This window comes from Allobosea psychrotolerans, assembly GCF_002917105.1.
Classification (GTDB): domain Bacteria; phylum Pseudomonadota; class Alphaproteobacteria; order Rhizobiales; family Beijerinckiaceae; genus Allobosea; species Allobosea psychrotolerans.
On record NZ_PQFZ01000001.1, the window covers coordinates 125,989 to 142,445 of the forward strand.

Annotated in this window: 17 protein-coding genes and 1 tRNA gene; 12 read left to right on the top strand and 6 right to left on the bottom strand. The window is 66.1% G+C overall.

The features are described from left to right. The first annotated feature begins 262 nt into the window (after window positions 1-262). The 3 genes from CYD53_RS00580 to CYD53_RS00590 all read left to right on the top strand — a co-directional run bounded on the left by CYD53_RS00580 (window position 263) and on the right by CYD53_RS00590 (window position 3,450). Complete coding sequence (locus CYD53_RS00580; RefSeq protein ID WP_103716213.1) at window positions 263-1,237, top strand: GAF domain-containing protein; 975 nt, start codon at window positions 263-265, stop codon at window positions 1,235-1,237. A 148-nt stretch (window positions 1,238-1,385) separates the two neighbouring features. Then, entirely contained in the window at window positions 1,386-2,903 is a 1,518-nt protein-coding gene (adh, locus tag CYD53_RS00585) for an aldehyde dehydrogenase (protein ID WP_103716214.1), read from the top strand. A gap of 139 nt (window positions 2,904-3,042) precedes the next feature. Beyond that, window positions 3,043-3,450, top strand: coding sequence for a DUF779 domain-containing protein (locus tag CYD53_RS00590; RefSeq protein ID WP_103716215.1), 408 nt, complete (start codon window positions 3,043-3,045; stop codon window positions 3,448-3,450). 200 nt (window positions 3,451-3,650) lie between these two features. On the opposite strand, the gene CYD53_RS00595 is transcribed toward CYD53_RS00590, so the two are convergent. Next, window positions 3,651-3,727, bottom strand: a tRNA-Met gene (locus CYD53_RS00595). 216 nt (window positions 3,728-3,943) lie between these two features. After that, the gene (locus CYD53_RS29795; protein WP_146055782.1) at window positions 3,944-4,147 is read right to left on the bottom strand and encodes a hypothetical protein; all 204 of its coding nucleotides are present in this window, start codon (window positions 4,145-4,147) and stop codon (window positions 3,944-3,946) included. Here CYD53_RS29795 and CYD53_RS00600 point away from each other — a divergent pair. Beyond that, on the top strand, window positions 4,146-4,367 hold the full coding sequence (locus CYD53_RS00600; RefSeq protein WP_146055783.1) for a hypothetical protein: 222 nt from the start codon (window positions 4,146-4,148) through the stop codon (window positions 4,365-4,367). The genes CYD53_RS29795 and CYD53_RS00600 overlap by 2 nt on opposite strands. A gap of 49 nt (window positions 4,368-4,416) precedes the next feature. Here the strand turns inward: CYD53_RS00600 and CYD53_RS00605 are convergent, their stop codons facing one another. Next, entirely contained in the window at window positions 4,417-5,064 is a 648-nt protein-coding gene (locus tag CYD53_RS00605; protein WP_103716217.1) for a class I SAM-dependent methyltransferase, read from the bottom strand. 54 nt (window positions 5,065-5,118) lie between these two features. Then, window positions 5,119-6,303 (bottom strand): tRNA 2-thiouridine(34) synthase MnmA, encoded by a 1,185-nt coding sequence (gene mnmA, locus CYD53_RS00610; protein WP_103716218.1) that lies wholly within the window; start codon window positions 6,301-6,303, stop codon window positions 5,119-5,121. A gap of 238 nt (window positions 6,304-6,541) precedes the next feature. Between mnmA and CYD53_RS00615 the strand changes: the two genes are divergently transcribed. From CYD53_RS00615 to flbD, 8 genes are all read left to right on the top strand, one after another. Then, a complete protein-coding gene (locus tag CYD53_RS00615) occupies window positions 6,542-8,074 on the top strand; it encodes a flagellar hook-length control protein FliK (RefSeq protein WP_103716219.1) in 1,533 nt (510 codons plus the stop codon). Between the two features lie 17 nt (window positions 8,075-8,091). Then, window positions 8,092-8,781, top strand: a complete 690-nt coding sequence (locus tag CYD53_RS00620; protein WP_103716220.1) for a flagellar hook assembly protein FlgD — start codon at window positions 8,092-8,094, stop codon at window positions 8,779-8,781. A 110-nt stretch (window positions 8,782-8,891) separates the two neighbouring features. Further along, window positions 8,892-9,167: a CtrA inhibitor SciP gene (gene sciP / locus CYD53_RS00625; protein WP_038359348.1), complete on the top strand. Its 276-nt coding sequence runs from the start codon at window positions 8,892-8,894 to the stop codon at window positions 9,165-9,167. 196 nt (window positions 9,168-9,363) lie between these two features. Next, the gene (gene fliF / locus CYD53_RS00630) at window positions 9,364-11,037 is read left to right on the top strand and encodes a flagellar basal-body MS-ring/collar protein FliF (protein WP_103716221.1); all 1,674 of its coding nucleotides are present in this window, start codon (window positions 9,364-9,366) and stop codon (window positions 11,035-11,037) included. A gap of 14 nt (window positions 11,038-11,051) precedes the next feature. After that, window positions 11,052-12,131: a flagellar motor switch protein FliG gene (gene fliG, locus CYD53_RS00635; RefSeq protein WP_103716222.1), complete on the top strand. Its 1,080-nt coding sequence runs from the start codon at window positions 11,052-11,054 to the stop codon at window positions 12,129-12,131. Between the two features lie 2 nt (window positions 12,132-12,133). Continuing rightward, the gene (locus CYD53_RS00640; protein ID WP_092167400.1) at window positions 12,134-12,733 is read left to right on the top strand and encodes a FliH/SctL family protein; all 600 of its coding nucleotides are present in this window, start codon (window positions 12,134-12,136) and stop codon (window positions 12,731-12,733) included. 10 nt (window positions 12,734-12,743) lie between these two features. Then, window positions 12,744-13,094: a flagellar motor switch protein FliN gene (gene fliN, locus CYD53_RS00645; RefSeq protein WP_092167398.1), complete on the top strand. Its 351-nt coding sequence runs from the start codon at window positions 12,744-12,746 to the stop codon at window positions 13,092-13,094. Window positions 13,095-13,138: 44 nt separating this feature from the next. Beyond that, window positions 13,139-14,503 carry a sigma-54-dependent transcriptional regulator FlbD gene (gene flbD / locus CYD53_RS00650; protein ID WP_103716223.1) on the top strand — a complete coding sequence of 455 codons (1,365 nt, stop codon included), beginning with the start codon at window positions 13,139-13,141 and terminating at the stop codon, window positions 14,501-14,503. A 15-nt stretch (window positions 14,504-14,518) separates the two neighbouring features. On the opposite strand, the gene CYD53_RS00655 is transcribed toward flbD, so the two are convergent. Then, window positions 14,519-14,815 carry a hypothetical protein gene (locus CYD53_RS00655; RefSeq protein WP_146055784.1) on the bottom strand — a complete coding sequence of 99 codons (297 nt, stop codon included), beginning with the start codon at window positions 14,813-14,815 and terminating at the stop codon, window positions 14,519-14,521. Window positions 14,816-14,939: 124 nt separating this feature from the next. Beyond that, window positions 14,940-16,403 carry an MFS transporter gene (locus CYD53_RS00660; RefSeq protein WP_103716225.1) on the bottom strand — a complete coding sequence of 488 codons (1,464 nt, stop codon included), beginning with the start codon at window positions 16,401-16,403 and terminating at the stop codon, window positions 14,940-14,942. Between the last annotated feature and the right edge of the window lie 54 nt (window positions 16,404-16,457).

A 16,457-nucleotide genomic window follows, 5' to 3' on the forward strand; every position in this document is an offset into this window, starting at 1 on the left:
ACCGAGTCGAGTGAAGAACAAGCTCCGACCTGCGCGCGCCAACTTCTCGGCGATGAGGGAGCGATTCCGGCTTGGACGACGTGATCATTGCATGTTGGGCCAAGCTGAAGTCCGCCTTACCCAGAACGAGCTGTTTGGGAAGCTGACTTGGTTGACAATAAGATCGGAACGGCCGGAACATGTCTGAAATCGCATGCAAGCGATGGCGTCGCTGCCCTCGGCCTCAAAAGACATGCGAGGCGGGTGGAAACGGGTGTCAGGCATGGCTGAGACGGGACGGGCCCATCACGCCAATCGGATATATTCGACCCTGAGCAACGCGGCTGCCGTCGGGCAGTCTGCGGTGGCGGCGTCCTGGTCGCGCTCGGTCGTGAAGTACGGCCTTGATCCTGAGCACACTCGCCCGCCTTGGCGCCTCGGCCAGGCCGAATTTGATGCTGCCTTCGAACGCCTGGATCCGTTGATCAGGCTGGCGCAGACCTCCCTGGATCGCCTCTTCCAGTCTGTCGACGATGCCGGCTGCTGTGTGCTGCTGACCGATCGCGAAGGCATTCCGCTCGACCGACGGGGTGCTGCCGGAGACGATCTCGACTTCCGCAATTTGGGCCTCTGGACCGGCATGGTCTGGAGCGAGGCCAGCGAGGGCACCAACGGCGTCGGCACCTGCGTCGTCGAAGGTCGCCCGCTGACGATCCATCGCGACCAGCATTTCCTCACACGCAATATCGGCCTGAGCTGCACCGTCGCTCCGATCTGGGATGCGCGGGGACGGCTGATCGCGACGCTGGACGTGTCGACTTGCCGCGCCGATCTGACACCGGCCATGCTGAAGCTGGTTGCCAGCGCGACGGTCGAGGCGGCGCACCGGATCGAGGCTCATCATTTCCGGATGGCCTTTCCGAAAGCGCGGATCGTGGTCGCACAGGACGGCGCCGGTGGAGGCGGCGGGCTTCTGGCGGTCGACAAAGGAGACCTCGTCATCGGCGCGAGCCGCGCCGCGCGACTGGCCTATGGTCTGACTGACGAACGGCTCGCGCAGCCCTTTCCTGCGGAAGACCTGTTGATGGGCCACGAGGCCAAGCCGGGCGAGGAGCTGAGCGTCGCCGAGCGCGGCGTCGTGCAGAGAGCGCTGGCCCGGGCCAATGGCAATGTTTCCGCCGCTGCGCGCGCGCTCGGCGTCAGCCGCGCAACCATGCACCGCAAGCTTGCGCGGCTGGGGCTTGAACGCGCCCGATAAAGCCAATGCGGCGATCTCTTCCGCGATCTGTCGCAAAGCTGAGACAGTTCTGCTGTCGAAAATGCGGGTCTGATCCTGACAGCGGCGCCGAATAGGGCCGATCCTCCGTCTCAGGGCGCGGCCTCAATGCGCCGAAAAGGAGGACACCATGAACAAGCCAGAATTCATCCGCTCGTCCGCGACGCCGTTCAAGGCGCGCTACGGCAATTTCATCAACGGCAGATGGGCCGAGCCGATCTCGGGGCGCTATTTCGAGAACACGTCGCCGGTGAACGGCCGGCTGCTCTGCGAGATCGCGCGCTCCGACGCCAAGGACATCGAGGCGGCGCTGGATGCCGCGCACGCCGCCAAGGATGCCTGGGGTCGCACGAGCGCAGCCGAACGGGCGCTCCTCCTCAACAAGATCGCACAGGTGATGGAGGACAACCTCGATCTCCTGGCGCAGGCCGAGACCTGGGACAACGGCAAGCCGATCCGCGAGACGACCGCTGCCGATATGCCGCTGGCGATCGACCATTTCCGCTATTTCGCCGGCGCGATCCGCGCGCAGGAAGGCGGCCTCTCCGAGATCGACCACGACACCGTTGCCTATCACTTCCACGAACCGCTTGGCGTCGTCGGCCAGATCATTCCCTGGAACTTCCCGATCCTGATGGCGGTGTGGAAGCTGGCGCCCGCGCTGGCCGCCGGCAACTGCGTCGTGCTCAAGCCCGCCGAGCAAACCCCTGCCTCGATCCTGATCTTCGCCGAGCTGATCGCCGACATCCTGCCGCCGGGCGTGCTCAACATCGTCAACGGCTTCGGCCTGGAGGCGGGCAAGCCGCTGGCCTCGTCCAACCGCATCGCCAAGATCGCCTTCACCGGCGAGACCACGACCGGCCGGCTGATCATGCAGTATGCCAGCCAGAACCTGATCCCGGTGACGCTGGAGCTGGGCGGCAAGTCTCCGAACATCTTCTTTAAGGACGTCGCGGTCGAGGACGACGACTTTCTCGACAAGGCGATCGAGGGGTTCGTCATGTTCGCGCTGAACCAGGGCGAGGTCTGCACCTGTCCCAGCCGCGCGCTGATCCATGAGAGCATCTACGACCGATTCATGGAAAAGGCGCTGAAGCGCGTCGAGGTGATCAAGCAGGGCGACCCCCTGGATGCCTCCACCATGATCGGAGCGCAGGCGTCGTCCGAGCAGCTCGAGAAGATCCTGAGCTATTTCGACATCGGCCGTCAGGAGGGCGCACAGGTGCTGACGGGCGGAGAACGCAGCCTGCTGCCGGGCGATCTGGCTGGCGGCTTCTACGTCAAGCCGACGGTCCTGAAGGGCCACAACAAGATGCGGGTCTTCCAGGAAGAGATCTTCGGGCCGGTGGTTTCGGTGACGACCTTCAAGGACGACGAGGAGGCGCTCGCGATCGCCAACGACACGCTTTATGGGCTCGGCGCCGGCGTCTGGACGCGCGATGGCAGTCGCGCCTATCGTTTCGGCCGTGCCATTCAGGCCGGCCGGGTCTGGACCAACTGTTACCATGCCTATCCGGCCCATGCAGCCTTCGGCGGCTACAAGCAGTCCGGCATCGGCCGCGAGAACCACAAGATGATGCTCGACCACTACCAGCAGACCAAGAACATGCTGGTCAGCTATTCCCCCAAGAAGCTCGGCTTCTTCTGAGAGACCTCTCCAAGGCCTGAAGCAGGGCCACTTCCCGGCACGATCGCGGGCGCCCGTCGCCAATACATCGTGCCGGGCCTTCGCGATCCGTCACGGCAAGATGTTGCCGGCGGCGGCTCCAGATGCAGGAGGCTTCGACATGAGCCAGCATGAGATTAAGCAGGTTTCGGCCACGCCGGCCGCGCTCGACCTGATCGCGAGGCTGCAGGCGGAAAACGGCCCTGTGCTGTTCCATCAATCCGGCGGCTGCTGCGACGGCTCCTCACCGATGTGCTATCCGCAGCACGAGTTCATCGTCGGCGCTCATGACGTGAAGCTCGGAGAGGTGGGCGGAGCTCCGGTCTATATCAGCGCATCGCAATTCGCAGTCTGGCGGCATACCCAACTGATCATCGATGTGGTGAAGGGGCGGGGTGGCATGTTCTCGCTTGAGAACGGCACCGAACAGCGCTTTCTGACGCGCTCGCGCGCCTTCTCCGGCGAGGAAATGTGCCGTCTCGATGCCAGGTGCCTTGACTTGGCGGACGAACGCGCGCCGACGGCTTAAGCATCGATCGCCGCCATCTTTGCGACCGCAGAACCCGAGGCAGTCAATTGTCGCGTTGGTTGCTGCGACGCCAACAAGGATAGGAACCGGACCGAAGCACGCCAACCGCTCGGGTCGGACAGTCAGGGACCTGCGTGGTCAGCGAAACTTCCCTGAAAATGGGCAATTCGTACGCCCATGGCCGATATCGGCCTCGATTTTGGTAGCGGGAGAGGGACTCGAACCCCCGACACGCGGATTATGATTCCGCTGCTCTAACCAGCTGAGCTACCCCGCCCCGAGACGAAGGCTTGCCGCTGACGGCGTGCCTTTGTGAGGGCGCGTATAGGGGGCGAAGGGTGATGCCGTCAAGCCTCCGGATGGCATGAGATATAATCATATGACATGCGCATTACGCTGTTCGCGGCGGGTATCGTAGGCTTGCCATGCGTTCATTGCATTGGCGCAGTCTTGAAGCCCGGATGCGACGGCTTAGCTGATAGTCAGGCCGGCGTCAGGGGCCGTTGCGGGAATGGCCGACGATGATCGCCGCCATCGCTCCGCTGCGCAGCCGGTCATTTCGGAGGCCGCTTTTCATGGCAACGCTCATTTCATCCTTCACGGTTTCGTTTACGCAGTCCCTTTTTACGCGTGTTAGGCCGCGTATCGCCCAGACCGTGGCGGCTATCGCTCTTGGCGTCGCGGCGTTCGGCGCCATGGTGAGCGCTCCGGCTGCCGCTGCCGAGCGCCCCGCCTGGGAGACCGCCTGCGCCTACAAGCAGCCCTCGGGCATGTTCGGCAACGGCTATGCGGTCGTGACCGACATGTGTACGCGCCTGCGCTCCTGCCAGGCCATCTCGGATCGGGGCGGCGACCTCGCGCAGGCAGGCTGCTTCGGCTTCGAGGCCGCGCCGCGCCCGGGCGACCGGCGTCCCTGAAACACCCTTCCGGCCCAGCAGGCGCCATGCCTGCCGGGCCGGAATCATCTTAGACTGTGGCGGCTTGACGCGACGCGGTCTTGCGCAGGCGGACGACCTTGAAATAGCCCCGGCCGACATGGACGGTCTCGTAGCGTCCGGTGCGCGCCGCCCAGTCGGTCAGGCGGCTGACCTTGAAATCCGTGCTCCAGCCGATCGCCTTGGCGAGGGGGGCGAGCGCCGCCCAGACTGGCGCGAGCAGGCCGCCATCGTCGACGAGGCGGCTCGAGATCACGATCTCGCCGCCGGGTTTCAATACGCGGTCCATCTCGGCCAGGGCCTGCTCGGGGTCGGGCACCAGCGTGATCACGAATTGCGCGGTCACGGCGTCGAAGCGCTCGGCCTCGAAGCCCAGGCGGCAGGCATCCATCACCATCAGCCCGCGGACATGGGCAAGCCCTTGGCTCGCGACCTTGCGGTTGGCGACCTTGAGCATGTCGAGGGAGAGATCGACCCCGAGCACGCGTGTGCCCGGCGTGAAATAGGGCAGGGTCAGCCCGGTGCCGACGCCGATCTCCAGGATGTCGGGGCCGCAGGCGCAGGCCGCCGCGACGGCCTCGCGCTGCGGGCGGGCCAGCATGCGCAGATAGACCTTGTCATAGAACTTGGCCCAGGCCGCATAGGCGCGCTTCTGGGCTTCGAGGTGAGGCACCGACATGGAGCGGCTCGCGGCGATTGAGGTTGCAGGAAAGCCGGGGCGGCGGCGTCGGGCTCAGGGCTGCGCGTGGGCGAAGGCAGGCGCGCGCGCCAGCATAGCGAGCGGCGGCCGCAGGATCGTCCCGCCGCCGAGCACGCGCGCATCGGGGCCGGCATCGGTGTAGATGACGCAAGCCTGACCGGGCGAAACGCCCTCTTCATCGTTGGCGAGCTCGATCTTGAGGCCGTCCTCGTCGCGCACCAGGCGGGCTTCGCGCGGCGCCCGGGTCGAGCGCACCCGGACGGCGACATCCAGCCCCTCGGCCGGGAGCGCATCCAGAGACAGGTCGCCGAGCCAGTTGACGTCGCGCAGCCTGATCTCGCGCACGCCAAGCGCCTCGCGCGGGCCGACGATGACACGGGCGAGATCGGCATCGAGGCGCAGCACGTAGAGCGGCTCGGTCGCGCTGAGGCCTAGCCCCTTGCGCTGCCCGACGGTGTAACGAAGCACGCCGTCATGGCGCCCGAGCACGCGCCCGTCGAGATGGACGATCTCGCCGGGGCGCGAGGCGCCGGGCTTCAGCTTCTCGATCACATCGGCATAGCGGCCATTGGGAACGAAGCAGATGTCCTGGCTGTCGGGCTTGTCGGCGATGCCGAGCCCGAGTTCGGCGGCGAGCGCGCGGGTCTGCGCCTTGTCGATGCTGCCGAGCGGGAAGCGCAGCAGATCGAGCTGCTCCTGCGTCGTTGCATAGAGGAAATAGCTCTGGTCGCGCGAGGCGTCGGCGGCGCGGAACAGGCCACGATGGCCGGTGCCGAGGTCGCGGCTGACGACATAATGGCCGGTCGCCAGCGCGTCGGCGCCCAGCTCCCGGGCCAGGCCCAGGAGGTCGCGGAACTTCACCGTGCGATTGCATTCGACACAAGGAATCGGCGTCTCGCCGGCGAGATAGCTCTCGGCGAAGCGCTCGATCACGGCGTCGCGGAACCGGCTCTCATAATCGAGCACGTAATGGGGGATGCCGATGGCCTCCGCGACGCGGCGGGCGTCGTGGATATCCTGGCCGGCGCAGCAGGCGCCGGCGCGGTGCACGGCTGCGCCATGATCGTAAAGCTGCAGCGTCACGCCGATGACATCATAGCCCTCGCGCTTCAGCAGCGCGGCGACGACGGAGGAGTCGACGCCGCCGGACATCGCCGCGACGACGCGCGTGGCCGCAGGCGGCTTGGCGATGTCGAGGGAGTTGAGGGGCGTGGTCATGCGATGGTCCGGTCCGGGACGGCGGCGGATGCGATCGGCGGTTCTATAACGGCTTTGCCACGCGCCTGCCAGCGCGCGATCGGCAAATCCTGCCGGGCTAGGATGCAAGACCGGAGCTTCTTGCCGCCATGCTGAGCGCGATAGTCATCTAAGTTATTGATATAAATCAGGCATTACATGGCGTGGGACTTGCTCCGCGGAGGGGCGGGCGTTGTGTTGCCCGCGTCCGGAAACGCCGATGTCTGTTCAGTCGCTCACGCTTTCGTCTGCCTTGACCGAGCCCGCTCCCGTGCGTCGCCGCGCGGCAGAGCCGGATTCCGGTCGCGCGGCTGAGGCGTTCACGCTGCCAGACGATCCGTCTCGCGAGACGGCGTCCCGCGCGCAGGACGCCTCGGCGCCGCGCCCTAAACCCGAGCGGGCGCAGACCGAGGATCAATCGTCGCCGCAAAAGCCCGATGCCAAGACGAACGCCACCCAGACGAGCGAAGACAAGGCCATTGAAGACAAGGCGAGCGCGGGCAGGACGGATGCTGCCAAGACGGACACTACAAAGACCGACGCTGTAAAGACTGACGCGGCAAAGACGAATGCCGCCACGCCGGCGCCGATTGCCGTCAAGCCGGGCGAGACCACGCCTGGCGCTCAGGCCGCCACGGCCTCGCCTCCGGTGCAGCAGGATGTCGGCGCGCTTGTCAGTATCGCCGTCGCCACGCAGGCCGAGGCGCAGACGGGTGGCGACGGCGTAAAAGAGAAGGACGCCGAGGGCCCCAAGGACAAGGCGGCCGAGACGCCGGCGGCGGATGCCTCCGCGCTTCCCACCACGCCAGCCGAAGGCGTCGTTGTCCTGGCATTGCCGACCATCGATCTCTCCGCCGCGCTCGTTCCAGCTGCCGTACCCGCCGCTGCAACCGAAGCGGCTGCGCCTGCTGCGGGCGCCGTCCCGACTGCCGGTATCGCAAAGGCCGGTCTCGCCTCGCCGAAATCGGCTGTCGCCGCCTTCCTGCAGGGCGATGCCGCCGTCGGCGGCGCGGGTGCGGATGTTGGCGCTCCCGCGAATGGCGAAGGCGGCAAGGCTCAGCTTGCAATCGGCGGGCAGCAGACTGCGCATGCGGCCAAGACCGCCAAGGAGGAGCCTGCTGCATCTTCGACCGCGCCGGCTGCGCCGCAGGCCGATTTCAAGCCGCTCGAATTGCTGCAGACGCCGCAGAACCTGGTCGATCTTTCGGCGCTGGCCCAGCCGCGCGCCGGTAAGACGGGGGCTGCCGCTGACCTGGCCACCCCGGAACAGACTGCCGCGGGGCAGGCCACGACCGCCCATGGCCAGGCTGCCGCAGCCACGCAGACGACGCCACTCCACATGGTTCCGATCGAGATCGGGATGAAGGCGCTTGCGGGCTCCCGCTCGTTCGACATTCGGCTCGATCCGGCTGAACTCGGCCGCGTCGACGTCAAGCTCGAGGTTTCCGACAAGGGCGAGGTCAGCGCCAGGCTGGTCGTCGACCGGGTCGAGACGCTGCACATGCTCCAGCGCGACTCGCGCACGCTGGAACGGGCCTTCGAGCAGGCCGGCCTCAAGCCGTCGGATGCGGGTGTCGACATCAGCTTGCGCGATCCCGCCGACCAATCCGGCTTCCGGCAGAACCGGCAGCAGGACGACGCGCCGCGCCGCCCGCCGACCGTGTCGGAAACCGGCGAAGACATCGTCGCACCCGCCAAGCCGATCCAGACCCGCCGCCTCGTCAGGCTCGGCGGCGTCGATCTCAGCATCTGACGGCAAGGAGAAGCACCATGGCCGTTTCCAACACCTCCTCGACGACGGGCGCGGGGTTCCAGAACACCTCCTCGACGACGAACAGCACCAGCACCGTGTCCGGCTCGCAGACGGCGATCGCCGGGAATTTCGACCAGTTCCTGTCGCTGCTGACGACGCAGCTCAAGAACCAGAGCCCGCTCGACCCGCTCGACACCAACCAGTTCACCGCCCAGCTCGTGCAGTTCGCCGGTGTCGAGCAGCAGCTCAAGATGAATGACACGTTGAGCGCACTGCTCACTCTCAACAAGGCGACGACGACGACGGATGCGGTCGGCTTCATCGGCGCGACGATCACCGCCGATGGCGCAACGGCGCCGCTCAAGAACGGGGTGGCCTACTGGTCGGTGAACATGGCGAGCGCCGGCACCGCCAACATCACCGTGAAGGATTCCAGCGGTTCTGTGGTCCGGACCCTGACGACGAGCCTCGCCGCCGGCGAGCAGACCGTCCAATGGGACGGCAGCACCTCGACCGGCGGGACAGCGCCCGCCGGCGACTACACCATCACCATCGACGCCAAGGATGTGTCCGGTCAGGCGGTGGTCGCCAAGACTGAAATCATCGGCGTCGTCGACAGCATCGATCTGAGCGGGGACACGCCGATGCTCAAGATCGGCACGATCAGCGTCCCGATCGACAAGGTCAAGAAAGTGATCAAGGGCTGATGGCGGCCGGCGCGCAGATAGGGAAAGCCGTCCGTTTCGCTTTAGGTAAATCTTAAAGCCGGACGCCTATGCTCAGCAGAAGTAGGTCTGTTGAGTTGTGTGAGTGTACCATGACCGAGCCTTTGCGACCGCGGGTGAAGTACGTGATCGGACCGGACGGAAGTCCGTTGACGATCGCCGATCTGCCGCCCATGAATACGCGCCGCTGGGTGATCCGGCGCAAGGCCGAGGTGGTCGCGGCCGTTCGCGGCGGCCTTCTCAGCCTTGAGGAAGCCTGCCAGCGCTATACGCTGACCGTCGATGAATTCCTGAGCTGGCAGATGTCGATCGATCAGCACGGCCTTGCCGGGCTGCGGACGACGCGCATCCAGCACTACCGCCAATAGGATCCCTTTTCCGGTCCATTGCCCGGTTCATTACCAAGGCGTCGGTTCGATCGGACCGGCGCCTTTCGCATTTTCGGTGGCTATCGCCATCAATCCACCATTCGTTAACCCGGCGCTAACCATGCACTGGGAAAAACTTGCCTAGTGCGTCGTGCCTCGTGTGCGGCGATGTCGGTTTTGTGGAACGGATGGCTGCGTGAACGGCATCGTCGGTCAGTTTACGAAATTCGGAGCGGCGCGCCTGGCGGCGATGCTGGCGGTGACGCTTGGCCTTGTCGGCTTCTTCGGCTTCGTCATGCTGAGGATGTCGCAGCCGGCGATGAGCGTGCTGTTCTCCGACCTGTCGAACCAGGATGTCAGCGCGATCCTGAAGGATCTCGATACGCGCGGCATCAAATACGAGCTGCGCGGCGACGGACAGACCGTACTCGTCGCCAAGGCCGATGTGCCGCGGCTGCGGCTCGACCTCGCCAGCAAGGGAATCCCGTCCGGCGGTGGCGTCGGCTATGAGATCTTCGACAAGGGCGACGCCTTCTCCTCGACCAGCTTCGTCCAGAACATCAACCATCTGCGCGCGCTGGAGGGTGAACTCTCGCGCACCATCCGCTCGATCAGCCGCGTCCAGGCGGCACGCGTGCATCTCGTCATCCCGGAGAAGCGCCTGTTCGAGCGCGATCGCGAACCGCCGCGCGCCTCGATCGTGCTCAAGCTTGCCGGCGAACTCGACGCGGCGCAGGTGCGCGCCGTGCGCCATCTCGTCTCCTCCGCCGTTGACGGGCTCAAGCCCGAGCGCGTCTCGATCGTCGATGAGCGCGGCAGGCTCCTGGCCGACGGCGCCCAGGGCGAGCAAGGGCTTATCGGGCTCGGCATCGACGAGCGGCAGGTGGGGATCGAGAAGCGCGTCAAGACGCAAGTCGAGGATATCGTCGCCAGCGTCGTCGGGCAGGGGCGGGCGCGGGTCCAGGTCTCGGCGACCCTCGACGCCAATCGCATCGAGAGCCGCTCGGAGACCTATGACCCGGAAAGCAAGGTCATCCGCTCCAGCCAGAACCGCACCGAGAATGCGACGACGACCGATGGCGCGAACGGGGCCGTCACGGTCGGCAACGAACTGCCCGGAGCCCAGGCGGGGCAGGGCACCCAGCAGAATCAGAAGGACGCCTCCTCGAAGAACGAGGAAGTGGTCAACTACGAGATCTCGCGTACGACCCGCACCGAGGTGCTGGAGGGCGGGCGGGTCAAGCGGCTCTCGGTCGCGGTACTGGTCGATGGAAACTACACCCGCAACGGCACCGAGGTCGCCTACCAGCCCCGCAGCAGCGAGGAGCTGGACCGGATCGGCCAGTTGGTGCGCATGGCGATGGGCTATGACGAGGCGCGCGGCGACAAGGTTGAGGTCGTCAATCTGCGCTTCGCTGAAGCGCCGCAGGCGATCGTCGAGCTGCCCGAACAAACCTTGATTCAGCAGCTGCTCTCCTTCACCAAGGAGGATCTGATCCGCTTCGCCGAACTCGGTGTCATCTCGCTGCTGACGCTGATCGTGCTGATGGTGGTGGTGCGGCCGCTGCTGAAGCAGGCCCTTGCGCCCGATCCGAGCATGCGGGCGATCCCGAGCTTCATGCGCGAGGGCTTGGCCCTCGTTCAATCCGACGGCACCGGCGACCCTGCAAGCCCGCGCTCCGTGGTGGGGGCGGACGGCTCGCGCGACATGGACGTCGAGGCGCCGTCCGAGCGTATGCTCGCGGTCGCGCAGATCAAGGGACAGCTCAAGGCCCAGTCCGTCGAGAAGATCGGCGCACTGGTGGCGCAGAACCCCGCCGATTCGGTCGCGGTGCTGCGCGGCTGGATTCACGAAAAGTCTGCGGCATGACGGGTCTTTGAGCCATGGCCGCTGAACGTTCCATCGCCACGCGCAACTCCAGCAACCGGGACAGCGAAGCCGCGAGCTATGGCGGCGTAACCACGATCGCGGAAATGAACGGGCCGCAGCGCGCCGCGGTGATCCTGCTCGTGCTCGGGGAGGATCATGGCCGCACGATCTGGCGGGAGTTCGATGATGAGGAGATCCGCATCATCACCCGCGCTATGGCCGAGCTCGGGACCGTCGACGCCGACGAGGTCGAGCGGCTGATGCTGGACTTCGTCGGCCGGCTGTCGAGCGCGGGCGCGGTCACAGGTTCATTCGATCGGACGATCTCGCTCCTGGAGAAGATCCTGCCGAGCGATCAGGTCGCGCTGATCATGGAGGAGATCCGCGGGCCGGCCGGCCGCAACATGTGGCAGAAGCTCGGCAATATCGATGCGGTCGTGCTCGCGAACTTCCTCAAGAACGAATATCCGCAGACGATTGCGGTCATCCTTTCGAAGATCAGGGCGGAGCACGCCGCCAATGTTCTGCGCAACCTGCCCAATGAACTCTCGATCGACGTCGTCAGCCGCATGCTGCGCATGGAATCGGTGCAGAAGGAGGCGCTCGACCATATCGAGAACACCCTGCGCACAGAATTCGTCTCGACCTTGACGCAGACCCGTCGGCGCGACCCGCATGAGATGATGGCGGAGATCTTCAACGGCTTCGACCGCCAGACCGAGATCCGCTTCCTCGCGGCGCTCGACGATTCCAACCAGGAATCGGCCGCCCGCATCAGGGCGCTGATGTTCACCTTCGAGGATCTCGGCAAGCTCGATCCCGCCGCGCTGCAGACGCTGATGCGGCAGGTCGACAAGGATACGCTCGCGCGGGCACTCAAGGGCGCGAGCGAGGACATGCGCAACTTCTTCTTCAGCGCGATGTCGCAGCGCGCCACCAAGAACATGCAGGACGACATGCAGGGCCTTGGCCCCTTGCGCCTCAAGGAGGTCGACGAGGCGCAAGCCAAGATGGTGGCCTTGACCAAGGAGCTCGCCGACAAGGGCGAGATCGTCCTGGCCAAGGGCAATTCCGAAGACGAATTGGTTTATTGACGATGCGTACCGCCACGAAATTCACATTCGGCACCGATTTCCGCGAGGGCGGCCGGCGCGCGGCCGGCGAAGCCGATCTCGCCGCGGCGAAGTCCGAGGCGTTCCGCGCGGGCGAGGCCCAGGCGCGGCGTGACGCCGAGGGACAGCTCAACGGCATGGTCGCCCAGCTCGCCCGCACGGCCGAGCGCCTGCTCGCCCAGGAGGACGCCCGCACCGCCGCGATCGAGGCGCAGGCTGCCCATATCGCCATCGCCACGGCCAAGGCGCTGGCGGGCGCGGCGCTTGCCGAGAAGCCGCTGGCCGAGATCGAGCACGCCGTACGCGAATGCCTTTCACATGCGCGGCTGGCGCCGCACCTCGTCTTGCGGGTGAACGACAGCGCGGCGGAGGCCGTAGAGGCGTTGATTGCTCGTCTGGCGCGGGAGAGCGGCTTTGCCGGCCGTCTCGTCGTGCTCGGCGAGCCGGAGATTGCTCCCGGCGACGGGCGCATCGAATGGGCCGATGGCGGCTTCGTGATCGACGCGCAGCGGCTATCGCAACTGGTCGAGCAGGCTGTGACGGGCGTTTTCGGCCATGCCGGTCCGCGCAGTCTTGCCGAGTGAGGACACCAAGATGACCCAAGGCAACGACTTGAACCTGCCACCACTGAACCCGGCCGATCTCTCCTTCGATCGCGAGGCGCCCTCGGTGGCGCGCTCGGGGCCGGTCCCGGTCAAGACCGCCGAGGATCTGGAGCAGGTGTTCGACGTGCCGGTCACGGTCTCGGCGGTGCTGGGCTCGTCGCGGATCGCGGTCGGCGACCTCCTCCAGATCGTGCCTGGCGCCGTGCTCGAACTCGACCGGCGCGTCGGCGAGGCCATCGACATCTTCGTCAACGAGCGGCTGGTCGCGCGCGGGGAGGTCGTCGTGGTCGAGGACCGACTCGGCGTCACCATGACCGAAATCATCAAGGCCGACCGGTGAAGACCGGCCGCCCCATCACGCTCTCATACGGAAAGGCCTGAGCCATGCGCCTCATCATCGTCGGCGGTCTCAAGGGGCAGATCATCGCGGCCGCCCGGATCGCGATCGCTCATGGCGCCAGCGTCACGCATACGGAGAGCCTCGACCAGACGCTCGCCGTGCTGCGCGCCAAGGGCGCGGATCTCCTGATGATCGATGTCGCGCAGCCGATCGCGAAATATGTCGCGGCGCTGGAGGCCGAGCGCATCCGCACACCGATCGTCGCCTGCGGCACCTCGACCGATGCGCGCGCCGCCGTTGCCGCGATCCAGGCCGGGGCGCGCGAATATGTGCCGCTGCCGCCTGATCCCGAACTGATCGCTGCCGTGCTGGAGGCCGTCGCGGCTGATCAGTCGAGCCTGATCTGGCGCGATCCGGCGATGGAACGCGTCGTCCAGCTCGCGGCCCAGATCGCCCGCTCGGATGCCCCCGTGCTGGTCACCGGCGAAAGCGGCACCGGCAAGGAGGTGATTGCGCGCCATCTGCACCAGAAGTCGCTGCGCAAGGACAAGCCCTTCGTCGCCGTGAACTGCGCTGCCATTCCCGACAACCTGCTGGAATCGGAGCTCTTCGGGCATGAGAAGGGCGCCTTCACCGGCGCGGTGGCACGACGCATCGGCAAGTTCGAGGAAGCGAGCGGCGGCACGTTGCTGCTCGACGAAATTTCCGAGATGGATGTGCGGCTGCAGGCCAAGCTGCTGCGCGCCTTGCAGGAGCGCATGATCGACCGTGTCGGCGGCACGCAGCCGGTCAGGGTCGATCTGCGCATCATCGCGACCTCGAACCGCAATCTGGGCGATGCTGTCCGCGAGGGCTCGTTCCGCGAGGATCTGTTCTACCGGCTGAACGTGGTGCATCTGCGCCTGCCGGCGCTACGCGAGCGGCCGGCCGATATCCTGGCGCTCGCCGACCACTTCACCAAGAAATATGCTGAGATCAACGGCCTGCCGCTGCGGCCGCTGGCGAGCGACGCGCGCAAGCTCCTGCTGACCAATTCATGGCGGGGCAATGTGCGCGAGCTGGAGAATACGATCCATCGCGCCGTGCTGTTGGCGCAAGGGCCTGAAATCGGCACTGAGGCCGTGATGACGCCGGAGGGCGAGACGCTCGGCCCCGCCAGCGGCAGGGACCCGGCGGCGCGCGCGGCGCAGACGGCGGAGGCGGTGACGCGCTCGCTCGTCGGTCACACGGTCGCCGATGTCGAGCGCGAACTCATTCTCGACACGTTGGACCACTGCCTCGGGAACCGCACACATGCGGCCAAGATCCTGGGGATCTCGATCCGAACGCTGCGCAACAAGCTGAGCGAATACGGAGCGGCCGGCATCGCCGTGGCCGAGCCGGGTCAGGCGCGCGTGAGCGCGGCCTGACCCGCTCCCGTCAGCTCACCAGCGGCGATAGCGGCGATAATAGCGGGGCCGACGATAATAGCGCGGGCGGTAATAGTACCGTGGGCGACGATAGTAGCGCGGCCGGCGGTAGTAATAATACTGGCTGAACTCGGCGTCGGTCTTGTCCAGGCCGTCCTTGACCTCGGCGGCGATCTGGTCGTCGGCCCTGGCCGGCTGTGGTTCCGGCAGCGGTGCGGGCTTGGGCTGGGCGGCTTCGGCAACAGCCATGCCGCCGAGGCTGGCTGCGGCCATGCCGCCGATCAGGGTCATGATGAATGAGCGTCTATCCACGACATCCTCCGAAGACTGGTTTTCCATTCCCTATTGGTACCCGCATCACAGCGCGCAATCGGGGCCGAAAGATAACGCATTTTCGTGGTCTGGGTTCCCATTCCCCAAATTTCTCTGATCATGGCTAAAGCTGCCCGGGAGCGGGCTCGTCGACCGCGCTGAGAGGGCGAGTGACGTCTTCAAGCGATCTGCGCTCGGCGCGGACGGCAAAAAGCGCAGCTATCAAGGCCGCGGTCAGCATCAGGGCGGCGCCGAACAGGTAGCCGCCGAAGACGCTCAGGCGCGAGCCGGTGTCGATCAGCGCGCCGAACAGCCAGGGGCCGGCGACGCCGCCGATGCCGGTGCCCACGGCATAGAAGGCGGCGATCGCCAGGGCGCGCATTTCGACCGGGAAAGTTTCGCTGACGGTGAGATAGGCAGAGCTCGCGGCGGTGGAAGCGAAGAAGAAGACGATGCTCCAGCAGGCCGTCAATTGCGCGGCGCTGACGAGGTCGCGCCAGAACAGATACCCCGTCGCGGCCAGCAGCAAGCCCGACATCGCATAGGTGAAGGCAATCATCCGCCGCCGCCCCAGGGTGTCGAAGAGGCGGCCCAGGATGATCGGCCCAAGCACGTTGCCCGCGGCGAAGGGCAGGATGAACCAGCCGATCGCCTGCGAGGGCACCGCGTAGAAATCCGTCAGGATCAGCGCATAGGTGAAGAAGATCGCATTGTAGAAAAACGCCTGTGCGGCCATCAACGCCAGCCCCACCAGCGCCCGCTGCCGGTGCCTGACGAACAGCGCGTGGAAGACCTCTCGAAGCGGGGTCGCCGCGCGCGGACGTAGGTGGATCTTCGGCAGGGGCCGGTCTGGGTTGTAGGAAACCCCGGCACGCCGTTCGATCCCGGCGACGATCATGGCGGCTTCGTCCGGGCGGCCATGGCTGATCAGCCAACGTGGGCTCTCCGGTATCCATTGCCTGAGGACGAGGATGACGAGGCCGAGAGCCGCGCCGATGAAGAAGGCGAACCGCCAGCCCAGTTCGGGATCGATGACCCCGGGATCGAGCAGGATAATCGCGCCGACGGCGCCCAGCGCCGCGCCTATCCAGAACGAACCGTTGATCACGAGGTCGACCCAGCCGCGCATCCGCGCCGGGACGAGCTCCTGGATGGTCGAGTTGATGGCCGTATATTCGCCGCCGATACCCATGCCGGTGAAGAAGCGGAAGATGATGAAGCTGGCAAAGCTCCAGGAGAAAGCGGTCGCCGCCGTCGCGACGAGATAGACCAGGAGCGTGATCGTGAAGAGCCGTTTGCGGCCAAGCCGGTCGGTCAGCCAGCCGAAGAAGAGCGCGCCGAGAACTGCGCCTGCGAGATAGGCCGCCCCGGCGATACCGATCTCGGTGTTGCTGAAGCGCAGCGTCGGGCTTTGCTTCAGGGCGCCGGCGACCGAACCGGCGAGCGTGACCTCGAGCCCGTCGAGGATCCAGGTGACGCCGAGCGCCACCACCACCAGCGTATGGAACCGCGACCAGGGCAGGCGGTCGAGCCGGGCCGGGATATCGGTCGAGATCGTCGGCTGCAAAGCCATGTCCGGCGCTGTCATGCCGGTGCCCTCCCGATGGTCACGAGGCCGCTATCGGTTGAACGGCCTCTTCAT